Raw genomic sequence first — 14,832 nt, forward strand, 5'->3', positions numbered from 1 at the left:
TTATTTTTTCAAACGATAAAGAACAATGACCGGATTATCCGATTCTTTCACATTCAATCTTGCAGCTATATCTGGAGCCCATTGGGTAAAAATATAAGCATTTTCCCAAGCAACGAAGTAACCGTCCGTATAAGTTAATGTTGAACCGAAGGGTACAAATATATCCTCTTCTTTATGCTTCGCTCCCGTAATTACTTCTCCTGTTCTTCTATAGAAGTAAGCCTCCTGACTATAACCTTTACGTACAAAAACGAAATAAATAACATCATCCCCAGCAACGACCTCTGTAATAATACCGGTCTTCGATCTCAGATTTTTTATATTATGCTGTATGTAATCATTCCCCAAAACATATTTATCTTTCCCAAAATCGACATAAAAAGCAGGACAGAAATGTCCCTTGTTAATCTGATAAATGGTATCACTCACTAAAGGAGAATAAGCCAATACTAAACTATCCACTCCATATCCAAATCCTCCTTCTGCGTAGCGGTTTAATGGACTTGCAGGCATAAATCCTTCCTTTATTCCCTCATCAAAATCATACCGGTAGTAATGACTGGCATCGCCTTTATTAAAAGAAGCACTTCCGAAAAAATAAAACCACCACTCACCGTTCTCCAAGGCAGCCTGAGCAGGAACCAACTTCGATTTCAGATTCCGGCTTTCGATGTAATTCCCTTCCAAATCGTAATAATAAAATTTATACCAACCCGGAAATACCAACCGATCATTTTTCTTATCAATCAAAAACGCTTTATGAGAATTACAAACATTTAATTCTCCAGGTGCACGGCCTATCGGAATCAATTTTTGGAATCTACCATTCCGGTCAAAAATATACAACCCTCCTGTAAATACAAAACAATAAAATTTTCCTTTATAATACTCCATGCGTCGGAACATCGAAGCGTCAATCAAACATTCGTCCGTCGTTTCCAAAGGGATATAAATCGCAGTGTCCACGATTTCGCTCATCGTCATCCATACATCATTAGCTATTTCAGGAACTTTAATTGTTACGACAGAAGGAACCTGTTGTTTTTGACAAGAAAAAATTAAAATTATCAACAATAATTGTAAAATTATTTTTAACATGTCTCACTAAATGAAAAAAGAAGCACCCAAAACATTTCAATAAATAAAATATTTTTGGCACATTCTTTTTATAATTACTACAATTTATTATAACAAGGAGTAATAGCACAACCTCTTCCCTCAGACATACAAAAATCCATCTCACCAGGGGCCGTTTCATGTGTTACAGGATCTTTTATTACACATGATATAAGCGTACTTCCACGATCTGGACATTCTGTAAACCCATTATCCCCGCATTCACCTTGAGCCAATCCCTCTACTTCATAAAGAGTCACATTCATGATACCATCATTAAAGCCAGTCTCAACATTCAAAGCAAACACTGTTGCAAAAAATCCCAAAAAGACATAAATAATTTTTCTAAACATAACCATCATTTTTAATATAACACAAAATCATCTTTACAAAAATAAAGACAACACAATAATACACTCTCTAATATCAAGACTTTCTTCATCTATCATTAAGAACAATCCCCTTTAAATTCAGTCTCAATAATTGTGAGGATGTATTACACAATACCTCAATCGATTTCATAAACCGACCCAAAGAATTCGGTTCAAAAGTGACGAAAATCAACGTTTCTTCTCCGGGTTGTACCGGACGCTTTTCCCATCGAACTTCAGTACAGCCGCAAGAAGGCCGCACATCACGGATCAATAAGGGAACCTCGCCCGTATTACAGATCCGGAAAGAAATCTGTTTCTTTTCGCCATACCTCACAATATCCAGGTCGATAGTATCCCCTTCTATTCGAATAGTAGTCGGTGATGAATATAATAATTCAAACACTTCCGTAGAGTCTCCGAACAAGAACCAAAGTCCTGCAATACCAACCAAAGTAAGTGTTCCGATTATTAAAATCGATCGCATAGCACCACCTCTCATGTCAGTCTTTATTTATCGATTGGGATAAACACAGAAACATCGGGGTGATCTCCGGCCGGTAACCGTTTGCCATACCACCTTTGTTCGTCCGGAGCATAACAAAGGGCTATTAAATCGGTGTCCAGTCTATAGGATTCAAGGATTCCTCCTTGCCGGTCGAATACAATCAAATTACTGCAATACTGAAAAACATTTCCCGGTACTTCATCCGATCGGCCAAAATACAGGGTGGAGCCACACTCATCGGCAACCCCAATATCCATCATCCCGAAGCGATTTAATACCATTACCGGATCAGAATTCTGATCCACACCCCAAAGGATAAAAAATAAACCGGTAAAAAATATTTTGCACATATCACATATTTTACTTAACTTTCCAAAACAAATTTCAGCATATTTTCTCAAACAACCTAATCGAAACAGTAGCAAAAAGCAGAATTCAATTTCCCCCTGATTTTATTTTTCAAACTAGCCCTGGAACGTATTCTTACTTCTATCCTGCTCTTTATCCTGATTATTTGTCTGACTTATCTTCTTTATCGGCTATTGAAAAATGAAAAAAAACTACGGGATAATCAAAAAGCATTTACGCATACTCTGGTCCATAACCTACGCCGGCCGATACTGAATATAAAATGCCAGTTGGAAAATCTTTTGTCCGACCAGCAGGACAAAACCGCCATCTCCCTGAACGAAACCTATAAACGATGTAAACAATGGACCGATAAAACTTTGGAAGATATCGAAAATCTACTGACCTTTTCTGTCGATGCCTACGGTCTGAAAGCCTGTATACAACCGACCGATATCCGGGAATTGTTAACACAAATCACAACGGAATACAGGCAAAACAATAGCATCGGCAAACAAATCGATATACAAACAGAAATTTCTCCTACCGTCCCCCTTGCACAGGTCGATCCTTTACTTTTATATAGTGCCTTGGGAAACTTATTAGGAAATGCGATTAAATATTCAGGAACAAAAGTCCGTATTCGGATAGGTTGCCGCCGGGAGGCAAAAAAATGGATATTGACAGTACAAGACGATGGTTACGGCATACCACCCGAAGAACAAAAATTCATTTTTCAGGAATACAAACGGGGACAACGTTATAAAGGAGATAAACAACGGAAAGGATTCGGACTGGGACTCTGTTATGTGGCAGCAGTCGTAAAAGCCCACCACGGACATATTCAGGTGAACAGTGACGGAAAGCAGGGAACAGAATTTATCATCGAAATACCGCAGAGAAAAGCGAAAAGGCGAAAGGCTAGAAGCTAAAGGCTAGAAGCTAGAAGCGAAAAGCTAAAGGCTAGAGGCAAGAGGCGAAAAGAGGATAAGTTGGAGAAGAGGGGCTAACGATATAATAATGAAAGAATATGAGTGTGATACGGATTTTATATGTAGAAGACGACCTCGATTTCGGGCGTATGACCAAGGTTTTCCTGGATCAGGCCGGCTTTCTGGTCGAATTGACGACAAATGTTGAAGAGGCCTGGAAGTTATTCCATACCCGAAGGCCGGATCTGTTATTGGTCGACCTGGACCTTGAAGGCAGCAAGAACGGAATCGACCTCATCCGGCAGATTATCACCGAAGTAAAACAGTATCCGGTTATCGTCTATAGTTCGCATACCGATCCGGCAACCGTGATCACCACCATTGAACTGGGAGTCATGGACCATATCGGTAAAGATACCGACCGCGAAGTCTTCCTGGCCAAACTCAGAAACATAGCCAAACGCAATTACTCCCAGACAGGTGAAAACCCGCGATATAAACTATCGGCCATCACCACTTACAACCAGAGAAACGGAGTATTGACCATAGGAAACAAAAGTCATAAACTGAAAGGGAAAGATATGCGATTGCTGCAATTGCTGTGCCTGCACTTCAATGAATGGGTATCGCCCAAGGAATTAAGTTTCGGTTTGTGGGGAATGGAAAAAAATATCGGGGAACTGAAAAGATACATCGGCCATCTCCACCAGTAACCGAAAATCGATTTGTATAGCACTATTTCTCAATAAGTTATATCTTTATTACGATGTTAGTCCCTTGAATAAGGTTTTCACAACTTTGCACCGTTCAACACAAGTTTGTGTCTTAGGTTCGATTTCTGCGTGCAAAGGTAGATATTTATTTGGAATTATCAATATTTCCAAGAACTTTTTTTGTATTTACTACTAAAAGTCTGTTTGAATTTTGTTCAGCATTCTTTTAGGAGTTGTTTTGAGGATTTTTCTCTGTATCATTAAGAAGAATTGCAGGCTATGTGACGGAAGGTTTTCAATATCCATGAAGTATATAGAAAGAACTTTAGTCGAAATGTCAGGTATCAATTTTCCCAATAGATTGAATCGTAAAGGAGTATTTTTATCGAGCAATATGTATACTACATAAACCCCACTGGTTTCGAAACGTGCAGCCACATTACAAATAGGGTAAATTTCAATAATGGATTGTTTTGATGAAAAAAACTCTTCAATATTAGACTTACTGACATAGGGCTGTCATAGAAGACGCTATCTTTGTATCAAAAAGTATTCAACTTAATATTATAGAATATGAAAAGATTATTTTTATGCTCATCATTTGCTGATGTTGCTAATCTATTTGTCGATTGTGCCAAAGAAGATTTGCAAGGGAAAATTATAGCTTTTATACCAACTGCAAGCCTTACAGAACCAATACGGTTCTATGTAAAAAAGGGGAAAAAGGCTTTAGAAGAAGCAGGAATGATTGTTGAAGAAGTCGAGATTACCCAACTGCCCAAAGAGGAAATATCTTCTATATTACATAAATGCGATTATATCTACATAACAGGTGGAAATACATTTTTCCTTTTGCAAGAGTTAAAAAGAAAAGGTGTTGATAAAATTATATCTAAACAAGTGAAATTGGGTAAACTGTATATTGGGGAATCTGCCGGAGCAATAATAGCCTCTCCCGATGCAGAATATATGAAAAGTGTGAATTTTGATCCAATAGAAAAGGCTCCTGAATTGAAAGACTGTACTTCTTTAGATTTGGTCGATTTTTATACGATTCCCCATTATGGAAATTTTCCATTCAAGAAAAAAGGTGAAAAGATAGTTCAACTATATAATGAGAAGTTGCAGCTTATTCCTATAAGTAATAAACAAGCTGTTATTATTGAAGATTCAAATATTCAAATTAAAGATGCAAAATGAATAGAATAGACCGTATTGCTGCTATATTGATTCAGTTACAATCGCACTCGTTAGTGAAAGCACAGCAAATTTCAGAACGTTTTAATATAAGCATTCGCACTGTATATCGAGATATAAGAACATTGGAAGAGGCAGGCATTCCTATCATAGGAAATCCCGGTATTGGTTATTCACTTGCAGAAGGATTCAAATTATCTCCTCTAATGTTTACTCAAAAAGAGGCTTTGTCCTTTTTGATTGCAGAGAAATTAGTACATGAACTAACTGATTCAAATAGCAACGAACATTATAAGTCTGGAATAGAAAAGATTAGGTCTGTCATGCGTTTTGCAGACAAAAATATGTTAGAAACAATGGAAAAGTGCATGTCTGTATTGGATACTTATAAATCATCTACCTATAAACCTGATATTCTTTTACTTATTTTACAAAGTATATACCAAAAAAGAATTATTGAAATATCTTATTTGGGAAGTAATGCGTTAAGTGTTTCAGAACGAAAGATTGAAGCTGTTGGAATTTTCTTTTCGAGAACTAACTGGTATCTAATAGGCTTTTATCTTCCCAAAGAAACCTATCTTACATTTCGGATAGATAGAATTCAAAAAATGCACATTCTTAATGAATTACAATCACGGGAGCATCCGCCCTTGGAAAAATTCATACGCGAGTTTTATGACAAAGAAAAATTACATGAAATCGTTATAAGAATAGAAAAGAATAAAACCTCCATAATGAATGATGATAAATATTATTACGGATTAACATCTGAGAAAGAGATAGGGGATATGTTTGAGCTTCATTTTCTAACATTTTCAATCAGTAAGTTTGCACATTGGTATCTGTCTTTTGCAGATAGTGCAACTATAATAAGACCAGATTCTTTAAAATATGAAGTTAAAAATATTATCAATAACATTTCTATTTGATTGCTGTCAAATAGTATTTTTAATCGACTAAATGAAAAAAATATTCGACCAAAGATTTTTCCGCTTATTGTCGGAATGCTCACAACGTAAAGTGTCTGCATCTGAATTTGCAGAAGCTATCGAAGAATTGGCGACCCATGTAGCCGATTTCAGTATTACAGAACAAGATTATAGCATTTTACTCCGCTATTTCTCTTTTGGTTTGCATCGTCTTAAATCATACCGTGTATGGTTTGAGCAGGAAAAAAATATCCTATTTGTATCTAATTGATGAAGCGATAGGGCTATTGAATACCGAAATACGCCTAATCGAATGGCGTATCAAGTACCCGGAACAGTTGCAGCAACGCACCAACAAACAAGCCCTTTCCCCTCTCTATCTCGCTGACAGAACCACTCTTATCAATATCATGGAAATAGTTAGCGGGTTGTTCCTTTCCCAAAAGATTGTGTATCAAAATGGCAAGCCTGTTTATTTAGTGGACTTGACGAAAGCCTTTGAATGGCTTTTCAATATCAAGATAGGTGACTGTTACCAAAAGCATGAGGACGTGATAAAACGAAAGCCGGGCAAGCTGACAGAGTTTCTTAATGGACTGGCAGAACTTATCAAAAAGGAACATGACAAGAAAGGATATAGATAATCAGTGACTTATGATTTATTTATAGGGGATTCCATTAGTTCCCCCGTAATTTCTTTGCGCCCGATTTCTGAACTTTGCTTCATCAATCGATTGACAGACCATAATGTATAATCAGAAAAATGAAGCAATCATGTATATAGAGAATGACGATTTCAGCGTATGGATGCAGAAGCTGTACGCCAAACTGGAAGAACTCTGCAAGGATGTACGGGTACTGCGCAATGCCGACAGGGTGCTGCCCGAAGATGACAACCTGCTGGATAATCAGGACTTGTGCCTGCTGTTCAAAGTAAGTATCAAGACCCTGCAACGCTACCGGGCTATCGGTGCGCTGCCGTACTTTACAATCAGCGGAAAAGTGTACTACAAGGCTTCCGATGTCCGGGAGTTCATCAAGGAGCGGTTCAGCGTCACCACGCTACGCCAGTTCGAGAAAGAACACTGCACGAAGAAAAAGAAGTGAATTAAAAAGCCGGGGCGGTTCTGCTCCGGCTTCGCTTTGGGTTTATGGTTTGCCCAGCTTGTCGGCTTGCTCTCTTAGCTGCTCGGCTTGTTCGTTCAACAGCCTTGCCCGTTCCAACGCTTCCGCCTGTTTCCTGCTGCGGTATTCAAAGCCTTTCACCGAATCGGTCAGGCTTCGGATGAAAGCGTTGTCCCGTTCCCGGCTGAACTTCGTTTCCAGCAAATCAAGGCTGCTGCCGTCTGCCTTTCCTTTCATCAGGATATAGCGGTATTTTATATCGTTGTCTTGTAACCGCTGCATTCTTTGTATAAACCGCACATTCAATGCAAGCGACACAAGACAAATGATTATCCCTGCTGAAAGAAGAAAGAACTTGGGTTTCAAATAGGGAGTTACCCGGTATATCAGTTTGTCATGCCATGAAACGGGCGTTGTTTCTCCGGTCGGTGTATCATCAGCCGGGAACAACACCTTTAACCGCTCCTTGAAATATCGGTGCGAGGTCACGATAAGCCCCTTTATATCTTCAAGGTCTTGTTTTTGGTTCTCGGACTGCCCTTTTCCGATACTGCCGATTTGGTTTAGAATCTCCTGTACCGTGTTTTCATGAATGCCGGATTTGCCCTGCATATCCGAAATGCGCTGTTCGATAACGTCCAGTCGGTTAATCGTTTCCTCCCGGCTGGCTGGCGTTACCTGCTTCTCCTGCCGTTCTTTCAGTTCCGTAACCATAGAGAGAAGCCCCTCCAAAATTAAGTTATTTTCCATGTTCCTATAATTTTAAGTGTCGTTTCTTTTTCTTCTTTTTTCTTTCACCGGGATTGTCGGGCGTTTCATCAGCCGGAGAGGACGGGGCAGAGAACAGACCGCCCAAGCCTGCCAGCAGCGGACTGTCGGCTTTGCCCGGTGTCTGTGCTGGTTCCTGAACAGGTGCGGAAACTATCTGCCTATTGTTTCCGGCAGTGTTCAGCCCCGCATCCCCGAAACATTTGTCCAGTTTGGAGAAACTGAAACTGCGGTCTACCTCCGAACCTTTGAACGTGTATTCGCCTTTGGAAAAGGATATGCCCTGTATCTCGCTTGTCTGCCCCTTGTATTTGAACTGGATAGTAATACCCTTTTCCGCTAACCGCTCCTGTAACTGCTGCCAGTTCTTGGACTTCCCGGATTCATTTTTTACAGCGTTGTAAATCTCGTATTTGGATTTGTCCGGTTCTCTCAAACGGTGCTGCTTTACATGCTCCTTGCCTTTAGCGAAATAAAGTCCGTGTTTGGCTTTCAGCTTCTTGCATACCTGCTCGTTACGGTACATGTCGTTCCTGTCCGAAATGGTCTTGCCGTTGTTGTCTATGCGGTTGAACACGATATGCACGTGCGGATGTTCCCGGTCTTGGTGTCGCACGATGATGTACTGCGTATCGGTGATTTTCATTTCACGCATGTACTCCTGTGCAAGCTGTACCATTTTCCCGTCTGTCAGCTTGGGTACGTCCACCGGGGAATAGCTTAGCGCAATATGTCCGACAGGCTTTTTCAGGTCGGGGTTCATCCCGGCTTGCAGAATGAAACTGTGTATGATGTCCCGATTGCTTTCCGCTAACACTCCCTCCGCATGAAGCAAGGCAGCCTGTTCCTTGCCGAGTACATAGTTCACGCAGCCTTTAAATCCGCTTCCCTTTTTTATTTTTCCAATCATCCGACAGTTGGTTTATGATTTCGACAATCCTGTTCTTGAGTTTCACCAGTTCCACCGCTACCAGTGCGAATCCTCCGGCATTCGCCCGGTGCGCCAGCTGGTTGATGTTGTTGGCTTCGCCCGCCAGCTTGCGGATAGTGTCCGCATCCTGCCTGTTCAGCCGGGGCGTTACCTCTGCCGAAACGACCGCCTGCCGGACGTACTCGCTGAGGTGCAGCCCGGCTTCGGTGGCTCGCTTCCTGATTGCGTAGAACTGTAACTCGGTCAGTTTCGTGCTGACTACCCGGTTCTGCTTGTCTATCCGGCTTTTTGCCGGGCGACCTCCCGGTTTGTTCCTTATCCCTGTCATACGTTTTTGCTTTTAGGTGGTATCTTAAAAATTGCGACCAACGGGAGAAATTTTCTTTGCTGTCAAGCAAAGCAAGGTGTTTCGGTCTACCGAAACATAACCTTGCTCTCCCTAATCACACAGCCTGCCGTCTGTTCATGCCGCCAGCCTTGCAGGTCACATCCTTAGCCCTCTCTTTCTTTTTTCACCCGGATTTTGTCTGTTATCCTGCTCCGGCTGGGGCTTGTCGGTAACTGTCAAGTCTTGGGATTGTTTCACTTTAAGGCTACGCAAATAGTCGTTCAGGTCATTGTGACCGCTGTACAGGTGTGATGCGTCACGTACACGCCATTTGTATTCCTGCCTTATGGCTTCAACCGCTTTCCTGCCTGCCTCGTCATTGTCAAGCATACAATGTATATGCCCGTAATCAGCCAACGGATATAAGGCTTTATCCGTGTTGGCGGTGGAGTTCAGAATAACGTAGTCCTGCCAGTCGGTACAAGGCATATCCGGGCTTTTCTGTTGCCGGATAGTGAGGAATGAGAGGAAATCCAAAAAGCCCTCGAACACGAAACAGGTATCTCTCGGCTCTCCCTGCTGCCGTATATGGGTAATGTCTTTCGATGTGCTGCCCTTGAAACGGGGATTGCGAAGCTCGTAACCTCCTGAATCATTTTTGAATGCCAGCGCAAAATAAGGCTTTCCACCGATGCGGTAATACATTTCCTGCACGTATGGGGATGCCGTTCCGGGCGAAATCCCCCTTTCCTGCAAATAGCGTATGAGTGCCGGATTCTGTAACGGCTGTATTCTGCGTATCTCTATCGGGCTGGCTGCTTGCCTTTTCGTGTCCCTTTCGGGCAGGTCTTTCCCGTGAAAGGAAAAAGAGGCGGTGTTGCCCTGTTCCAGTCGGCAGATAGCACCGTAGGCATTGCATCCGTGCTGCTTCATCACAAGGTCGATGAGCGTCCCGCCCTCGCCAGTTCCGTAGTCACACCATAGATTGACGTTATAATCCACCTTGAAACTTGGCGTGTTGTCCTCCCGTAAGGGGCTGCGGTACATCCCGTAACTTCCTTTTTCCGTGACGGGCTGGATTCCAAAAGAGTTCAGGTAATCTTTGATACTGATATTGTTGGCTTCCTTATAGGTCATGATTTTTATTTTTAAATTTAACGATAGTAATAATGAAGCAAGAAGCGAGTAAGAAGAAGCACGGGACACTACTACATCTATCTGTTTCTTTTTCAATGGTTTGTAGTACATGTAGTAACATAGTAATTATTTATCCTTTAAAAAAGGAATAAATATATCCTATATATTATATTGCCGTTTTTTCTTTTTCCCGGATTTTCCGAAAGTTTGGGATTCTATCTTACTTCATACTACATAATTGTTAAACTGTTGTTTATTAAATTGTTATCTATATCTCAAACAGTATGTAGAAGCTACTACATCCCGGTTTTACCCGTAATCATCCCCTGTACGGGAAGCCGAAACAGGCTTTATCCTGTACCCATATACGGGATAATAGTTGTTGTTTATGCGCTTTTGCACCCGTTTGAAACCGATTTTCCGCAATGATTCCCCCAATCTTTTTTCGGATAACTGAACAGGGGATATATTGCGTAGGTGTGCGAGTATCTGTGCGGTAGTCATGAAACAGTTCCTTTCCTCCTCTGCTGTCGGTTGTTCAAAGTATTGCATCAGCATTTCAAACTCGATTGTCTGCACCTCAAATTCCGCATTTGTCAGGTGCAGTTCTTCAATCTCCGCATCATTGAACCAATAGCGTACACCCTGACGGTACAGGTACATGATTTCGGAATAGACGTTATCCATGTGAATACTTTCTGCCGTGGGCTTGTCTATGTACAATACTTCAAAGGGCAAAAAACGCCTGCTGCCTGTCGGGTCGGTCAGGAACTCGTTGCCGTTCACCGAAGCCATGAAGCTGGCAAGGTGGGGGTATTCCTCTATGTAAACATCATACGGTCTGCGGTATTTCACTGCCGGGGTAGTGATAAGGTTCTTCAAGGCGTTCTCGTTCTGCTTGTTGAGTTCCTTTAGCTGGTCGTCAATGTTGATGAACAGGTATTCGGCTATCAGTGTCAGGATGTCTTTGCCCTGCGGGTCTATCTTCCCGGTAAACAGGTAATTCTTAAGCGGTGTCGGGCAAAGGTTGTCCAGCCACCACGATTTGAACTGTCCCTGCTTGTCCCCGGTCAATACCAGACAGGTATGGTTCTGACATCCCGTGTCGTTCATCGCGTTGGCTACCACACCGATAAGCCATTTCGTGAAATATTCCTCCCATTTGCCGGGGTTGGCTACCTGTACCGTGTTCAGGAGTTTGCCGATATATCCGTGTTCGGCAGGATTCAGCAAGGGCAGGGCGTTGAAATACTCCTGTATGGGGTGAGCCTTTCTTGCGAAATCGCTTTCCAGTATCATGCGGATGTTGTCGGTAGAGGTGGAAATGTCAGCCGTTGCGTCCAGTCTGCGCCTGAAAGTGTTCAGGGCAAATTTTGTAACGGGCTGGTACAAGTCCGCAGAACTTGCAGCCCGGTATTCCGTCCGGCTCTTTACGGTATTGAACCGGAAATCGTACAGGATGTTCAACAGGCTTTCGATGCGCTCGTTCTTAGACTGCCAGCCCTCGATATGCCGTGTATCATCACTTCTTTTCTTTTTCATCGGGAAGTCTGTTAGAAGCCGGGACATACTGCTGCTGCATCCACTTTTTGAGTTCCTCCATGTCGAAACGCAGGGTACGCCTACGCTTGACACACGGTATCATCCCCTTGCTGGCTAAGTGGTACAGGTAATTGACCGAATACCCGGTTATGCCGCTGGCAACGGATATTTTGACTAACACAGGCTCTTTTCCGTCCTGCCGTTCTTCGGGCTGTGCGCCCATGACCGGGGCAATCATCTTTTCGATGTTCTCCAGCCGCTTGAAAATTTCTTCGAAAGGATTATTCATGAGTGCTTAATTTTTGAATTAGCACCACAAATAAAATAAGAAAAATCGGTAAAAAACAAAGCGTCAGCCGTTTGGAATCGCTTTGCTGCGCTCTGCGCCAAATTAATGTCGGTAAATAGAAAACGGCTTTGTGTTCATTACCTTACTTATTTAGAAAGTGGGGGAAACCGGGATTTCTGTTCTCTTATTGTTTCTTTCCTGTTCGCTTGGGGCAGTGGTGGACATTTTCGGACACGTAAGGTCATTTGCGGACAGGAAGAAACAACCTGTCATTCAGTCTTATATATTTGCACCAGTGAAGAAAAACGGAGTATTGACAATAATAAATATATCGGTTATGGAAATAGTGACGATTGAAAAGAGAACCTTTGAACTTTGGAAACAGAGGTTTGAAAACTTTGTGGGGCGTGTGGATGCGCTCTGCGTACCTTTACGCAGGAAGCGTGACAAGTGGCTGGATAACTGCGAAACCTGCCGTTTGCTGAATGTTTCAGCCCGGACGATGCAGACTTACCGTGATACGGGAAAATTGCCTTATTCGCAGATAAACAATAAGATTTACTACAAGGCTTCGGACGTGGAAACATTTCTGCTCAACCAAGTAAGGGACAATTCTAAAAAGTAGGCATATGGATTTGATAACGAAAGATTCCGATACTACACTGGTACTGTTTTCCTCCCTTGACAGGGTGCTGGAAAACGTGGAGTACGTGGTAATGAACTATCGCCCGGTATTGAACGGTGAACACTACCTGACGGGCGAGGAAGTATGCGAGCGGCTTTGCATCAGCAAACGGACTTTGCAGGATTACAGGGACACGGGGCTGCTGGGGTACGTGCAGCTTCCGGGAAAAATCATCTACCGGGAAAGTGACATCATGGATTTGTTGGAAAGGTTCTATCAGAAATGAAATCTTGAAAACATGGAATCTTGTTTTATTGCTGTCTTGCTTCCTTGAAAGATTGAAGTATTGAAATATAGCTGTCTTGTTTTCTATATTGTTTGGTTGAAAGCCTGCAATCACGGTTTCTTGAAAACTGTGTTGCGGGCTTTGATTATTCAAAAGTTTAACCTTGTACTTCTAAATATATTTAATTGAATTTGTATCTTTGCTTCTATTTAACTTTGTAGTATTTATGGGAAATTCAATCAAATTATTTATTTCATATAGTTGGACTAACCAAGACCATGAAACTTGGGTGCTTAACCTTGCAAAAGAATTAGTCGAAAATGGAGTTCATGTTGTAATTGATAAATGGGACTTGAAAGAAGGACAAGATTCCTATTCTTTTATGGAAAAAATGGTTAGTGATACAGAAATTCAAAAGGTTTTAATTATTTCTGATAAGAAATATGCAGATAAAGCGAATGGAAGAGATGGGGGCGTTGGTACTGAAACACAAATAATTTCTGCTGAAGTTTATAAAAATAGGCAACAAGAAAAATTTGTTGCTGCTGTCGTTGAACGAGATGAAACTGGTGAAGCTTATCTGCCAGTATATTACAAATCAAGAATCTATATAGATTTTTGTGAGCCAGAAAATTATGCAGATAGTTTTGAAAAATTACTTCGTTGGATATATGATAAACCTTTATACAAACGTCCTCCTATAGGGAAACAACCTGCATTTCTTAATGAAAGAGATGATATTGCTTTGGGAACCTCATTTCTATCTAAAAGGGTGCTATTGGGATTGAAAGAAGCAAAACCGTATGTAAATGGTGCAATTGAAGAGTATTTGGTTACCCTCTCAACAAATATTGAAGCTTTGAGAATAGATTGTAAACCAGAAGAATATGACGATAAGCTGATTGAGAAAATAGATGCTTTTATACCTTATCGTAATGAATTTATTCAAATTTGCATTTCTGTTTGCCAATACTCTGATGATATAAAAATTGATAAATTCTATCATTTCTTTGAAAAATTAATACCTTATTTTAAAAAACATGGAACTGGTAGCTTTTATGAACATGAGTTTGATGTCTTCAAGTTTATAGCTTATGAACTGTTTTTGTACTATGTCGCTATACTATTGAAATATGAAAAATTTATAGATTTGGATGAGTTTTTAGATAAACAATATATGGGAAGTGAAGATAGTTATGGCTATGATGTAGAGGGGTATTTGATATTCTATAATTATTTGAAGTCATTAGATTATAGAAATAGGCGGCTAAATTGCCGGAAATTGTCTTTGTTTGCAGATATAATAAAAGAAAGAGCAAAACATTTGAGTATTGATTTTTCTGATTTGATGCAAGCTGATTTTGTGCTTTTTTTGAGGGCGGAACATTTAATACACAATGATTGGAGAAAATGGTATCCTCAAACATTGATATATTCGGAATATAGAAGAAAACCAATGGAAATTTTTTTTAGAGCTCAATCTAAGAAATATTTTGAAAAAATGAAATGCGCTATTGGTTTTGATGATGTACAAGAATTAAAATCTTTTATAGAAGAATATTATACAGAAAAAAGGGAGATTCCAAGGTGGCAGCATTGTTCTTTCAGTCCTAAAGGATTGGCTAATAGTGATAATTTGTGTTCAAAAAGATAGAGGGGGGGAAGAAGATGAATAATAGTTCTT

Annotated in this window: 20 protein-coding genes; 10 read left to right on the forward strand and 10 right to left on the reverse strand. The window is 40.9% G+C overall.

The window, feature by feature from the left end:
• The 4 genes from ODOSP_RS09970 to ODOSP_RS09985 all read right to left on the reverse strand — a co-directional run bounded on the left by ODOSP_RS09970 (position 1) and on the right by ODOSP_RS09985 (position 2,345).
• Complete coding sequence (locus tag ODOSP_RS09970; protein ID WP_013612194.1) at positions 1–1,098, reverse strand: 6-bladed beta-propeller; 1,098 nt, start codon at positions 1,096–1,098, stop codon at positions 1–3.
• Between the two features lie 77 nt (positions 1,099–1,175).
• Positions 1,176–1,469, reverse strand: a complete 294-nt coding sequence (locus ODOSP_RS09975; protein WP_013612195.1) for a hypothetical protein — start codon at positions 1,467–1,469, stop codon at positions 1,176–1,178.
• 85 nt (positions 1,470–1,554) lie between these two features.
• A complete protein-coding gene (locus ODOSP_RS09980; protein ID WP_041556663.1) occupies positions 1,555–1,974 on the reverse strand; it encodes a DUF1573 domain-containing protein in 420 nt (139 codons plus the stop codon).
• Between the two features lie 23 nt (positions 1,975–1,997).
• Positions 1,998–2,345 carry a hypothetical protein gene (locus ODOSP_RS09985; RefSeq protein WP_013612197.1) on the reverse strand — a complete coding sequence of 116 codons (348 nt, stop codon included), beginning with the start codon at positions 2,343–2,345 and terminating at the stop codon, positions 1,998–2,000.
• Between the two features lie 288 nt (positions 2,346–2,633).
• Here ODOSP_RS09985 and ODOSP_RS09990 point away from each other — a divergent pair, with 288 nt between their 5' ends.
• The 7 genes from ODOSP_RS09990 to ODOSP_RS10025 all read left to right on the forward strand — a co-directional run bounded on the left by ODOSP_RS09990 (position 2,634) and on the right by ODOSP_RS10025 (position 7,224).
• Positions 2,634–3,275: a sensor histidine kinase gene (locus tag ODOSP_RS09990; protein ID WP_041556665.1), complete on the forward strand. Its 642-nt coding sequence runs from the start codon at positions 2,634–2,636 to the stop codon at positions 3,273–3,275.
• 98 nt (positions 3,276–3,373) lie between these two features.
• Complete coding sequence (locus ODOSP_RS09995; RefSeq protein ID WP_013612199.1) at positions 3,374–3,988, forward strand: response regulator transcription factor; 615 nt, start codon at positions 3,374–3,376, stop codon at positions 3,986–3,988.
• A 573-nt stretch (positions 3,989–4,561) separates the two neighbouring features.
• Complete coding sequence (locus ODOSP_RS10005; RefSeq protein ID WP_013612200.1) at positions 4,562–5,188, forward strand: Type 1 glutamine amidotransferase-like domain-containing protein; 627 nt, start codon at positions 4,562–4,564, stop codon at positions 5,186–5,188.
• Entirely contained in the window at positions 5,185–6,117 is a 933-nt protein-coding gene (locus tag ODOSP_RS10010) for a helix-turn-helix transcriptional regulator (protein WP_013612201.1), read from the forward strand. The genes ODOSP_RS10005 and ODOSP_RS10010 overlap by 4 nt, the downstream gene beginning before the upstream one ends.
• A gap of 31 nt (positions 6,118–6,148) precedes the next feature.
• Entirely contained in the window at positions 6,149–6,388 is a 240-nt protein-coding gene (locus ODOSP_RS10015) for a hypothetical protein (RefSeq protein WP_013612202.1), read from the forward strand.
• Positions 6,342–6,761 (forward strand): RteC domain-containing protein, encoded by a 420-nt coding sequence (locus ODOSP_RS10020; RefSeq protein WP_013612203.1) that lies wholly within the window; start codon positions 6,342–6,344, stop codon positions 6,759–6,761. Before ODOSP_RS10015 ends, ODOSP_RS10020 begins: the two co-directional genes overlap by 47 nt.
• 130 nt (positions 6,762–6,891) lie before the next feature.
• Positions 6,892–7,224, forward strand: a complete 333-nt coding sequence (locus ODOSP_RS10025; RefSeq protein WP_005646002.1) for a helix-turn-helix domain-containing protein — start codon at positions 6,892–6,894, stop codon at positions 7,222–7,224.
• A gap of 42 nt (positions 7,225–7,266) precedes the next feature.
• On the opposite strand, the gene ODOSP_RS10030 is transcribed toward ODOSP_RS10025, so the two are convergent.
• The 6 genes from ODOSP_RS10030 to ODOSP_RS10055 form a co-directional block, all read right to left on the reverse strand.
• Positions 7,267–7,992, reverse strand: a complete 726-nt coding sequence (locus ODOSP_RS10030; protein ID WP_013612204.1) for a hypothetical protein — start codon at positions 7,990–7,992, stop codon at positions 7,267–7,269.
• Positions 7,993–7,996: 4 nt separating this feature from the next.
• A complete protein-coding gene (locus tag ODOSP_RS10035; protein ID WP_013612205.1) occupies positions 7,997–8,920 on the reverse strand; it encodes a relaxase/mobilization nuclease domain-containing protein in 924 nt (307 codons plus the stop codon).
• On the reverse strand, positions 8,886–9,269 hold the full coding sequence (locus ODOSP_RS10040; protein WP_013612206.1) for a MobC family plasmid mobilization relaxosome protein: 384 nt from the start codon (positions 9,267–9,269) through the stop codon (positions 8,886–8,888). The genes ODOSP_RS10035 and ODOSP_RS10040 overlap by 35 nt, the downstream gene beginning before the upstream one ends.
• Positions 9,270–9,425: 156 nt before the next feature.
• Positions 9,426–10,406, reverse strand: a complete 981-nt coding sequence (locus ODOSP_RS10045; protein WP_180960824.1) for a toprim domain-containing protein — start codon at positions 10,404–10,406, stop codon at positions 9,426–9,428.
• 309 nt (positions 10,407–10,715) lie between these two features.
• Positions 10,716–11,948 (reverse strand): virulence-associated E family protein, encoded by a 1,233-nt coding sequence (locus ODOSP_RS10050; RefSeq protein WP_013612208.1) that lies wholly within the window; start codon positions 11,946–11,948, stop codon positions 10,716–10,718.
• A complete protein-coding gene (locus ODOSP_RS10055) occupies positions 11,929–12,237 on the reverse strand; it encodes a helix-turn-helix domain-containing protein (protein WP_013612209.1) in 309 nt (102 codons plus the stop codon). The genes ODOSP_RS10050 and ODOSP_RS10055 overlap by 20 nt, the downstream gene beginning before the upstream one ends.
• Before the next feature lie 337 nt (positions 12,238–12,574).
• On the opposite strand from ODOSP_RS10055, the gene ODOSP_RS10065 reads away from it, so the two are divergent.
• The 3 genes from ODOSP_RS10065 (at position 12,575) to ODOSP_RS10075 (ending at position 14,802) form a co-directional block, all read left to right on the forward strand.
• Entirely contained in the window at positions 12,575–12,862 is a 288-nt protein-coding gene (locus ODOSP_RS10065) for a helix-turn-helix domain-containing protein (RefSeq protein ID WP_008657134.1), read from the forward strand.
• 4 nt (positions 12,863–12,866) lie between these two features.
• Positions 12,867–13,148: a helix-turn-helix domain-containing protein gene (locus ODOSP_RS10070; RefSeq protein ID WP_013612210.1), complete on the forward strand. Its 282-nt coding sequence runs from the start codon at positions 12,867–12,869 to the stop codon at positions 13,146–13,148.
• 226 nt (positions 13,149–13,374) lie between these two features.
• Positions 13,375–14,802, forward strand: coding sequence for an SEFIR domain-containing protein (locus ODOSP_RS10075; protein WP_013612211.1), 1,428 nt, complete (start codon positions 13,375–13,377; stop codon positions 14,800–14,802).
• The last annotated feature ends 30 nt before the right edge of the window (positions 14,803–14,832 follow it).

It is taken from the genome of Odoribacter splanchnicus DSM 20712, from assembly GCF_000190535.1.
GTDB lineage: Bacteria > Bacteroidota > Bacteroidia > Bacteroidales > Marinifilaceae > Odoribacter > Odoribacter splanchnicus.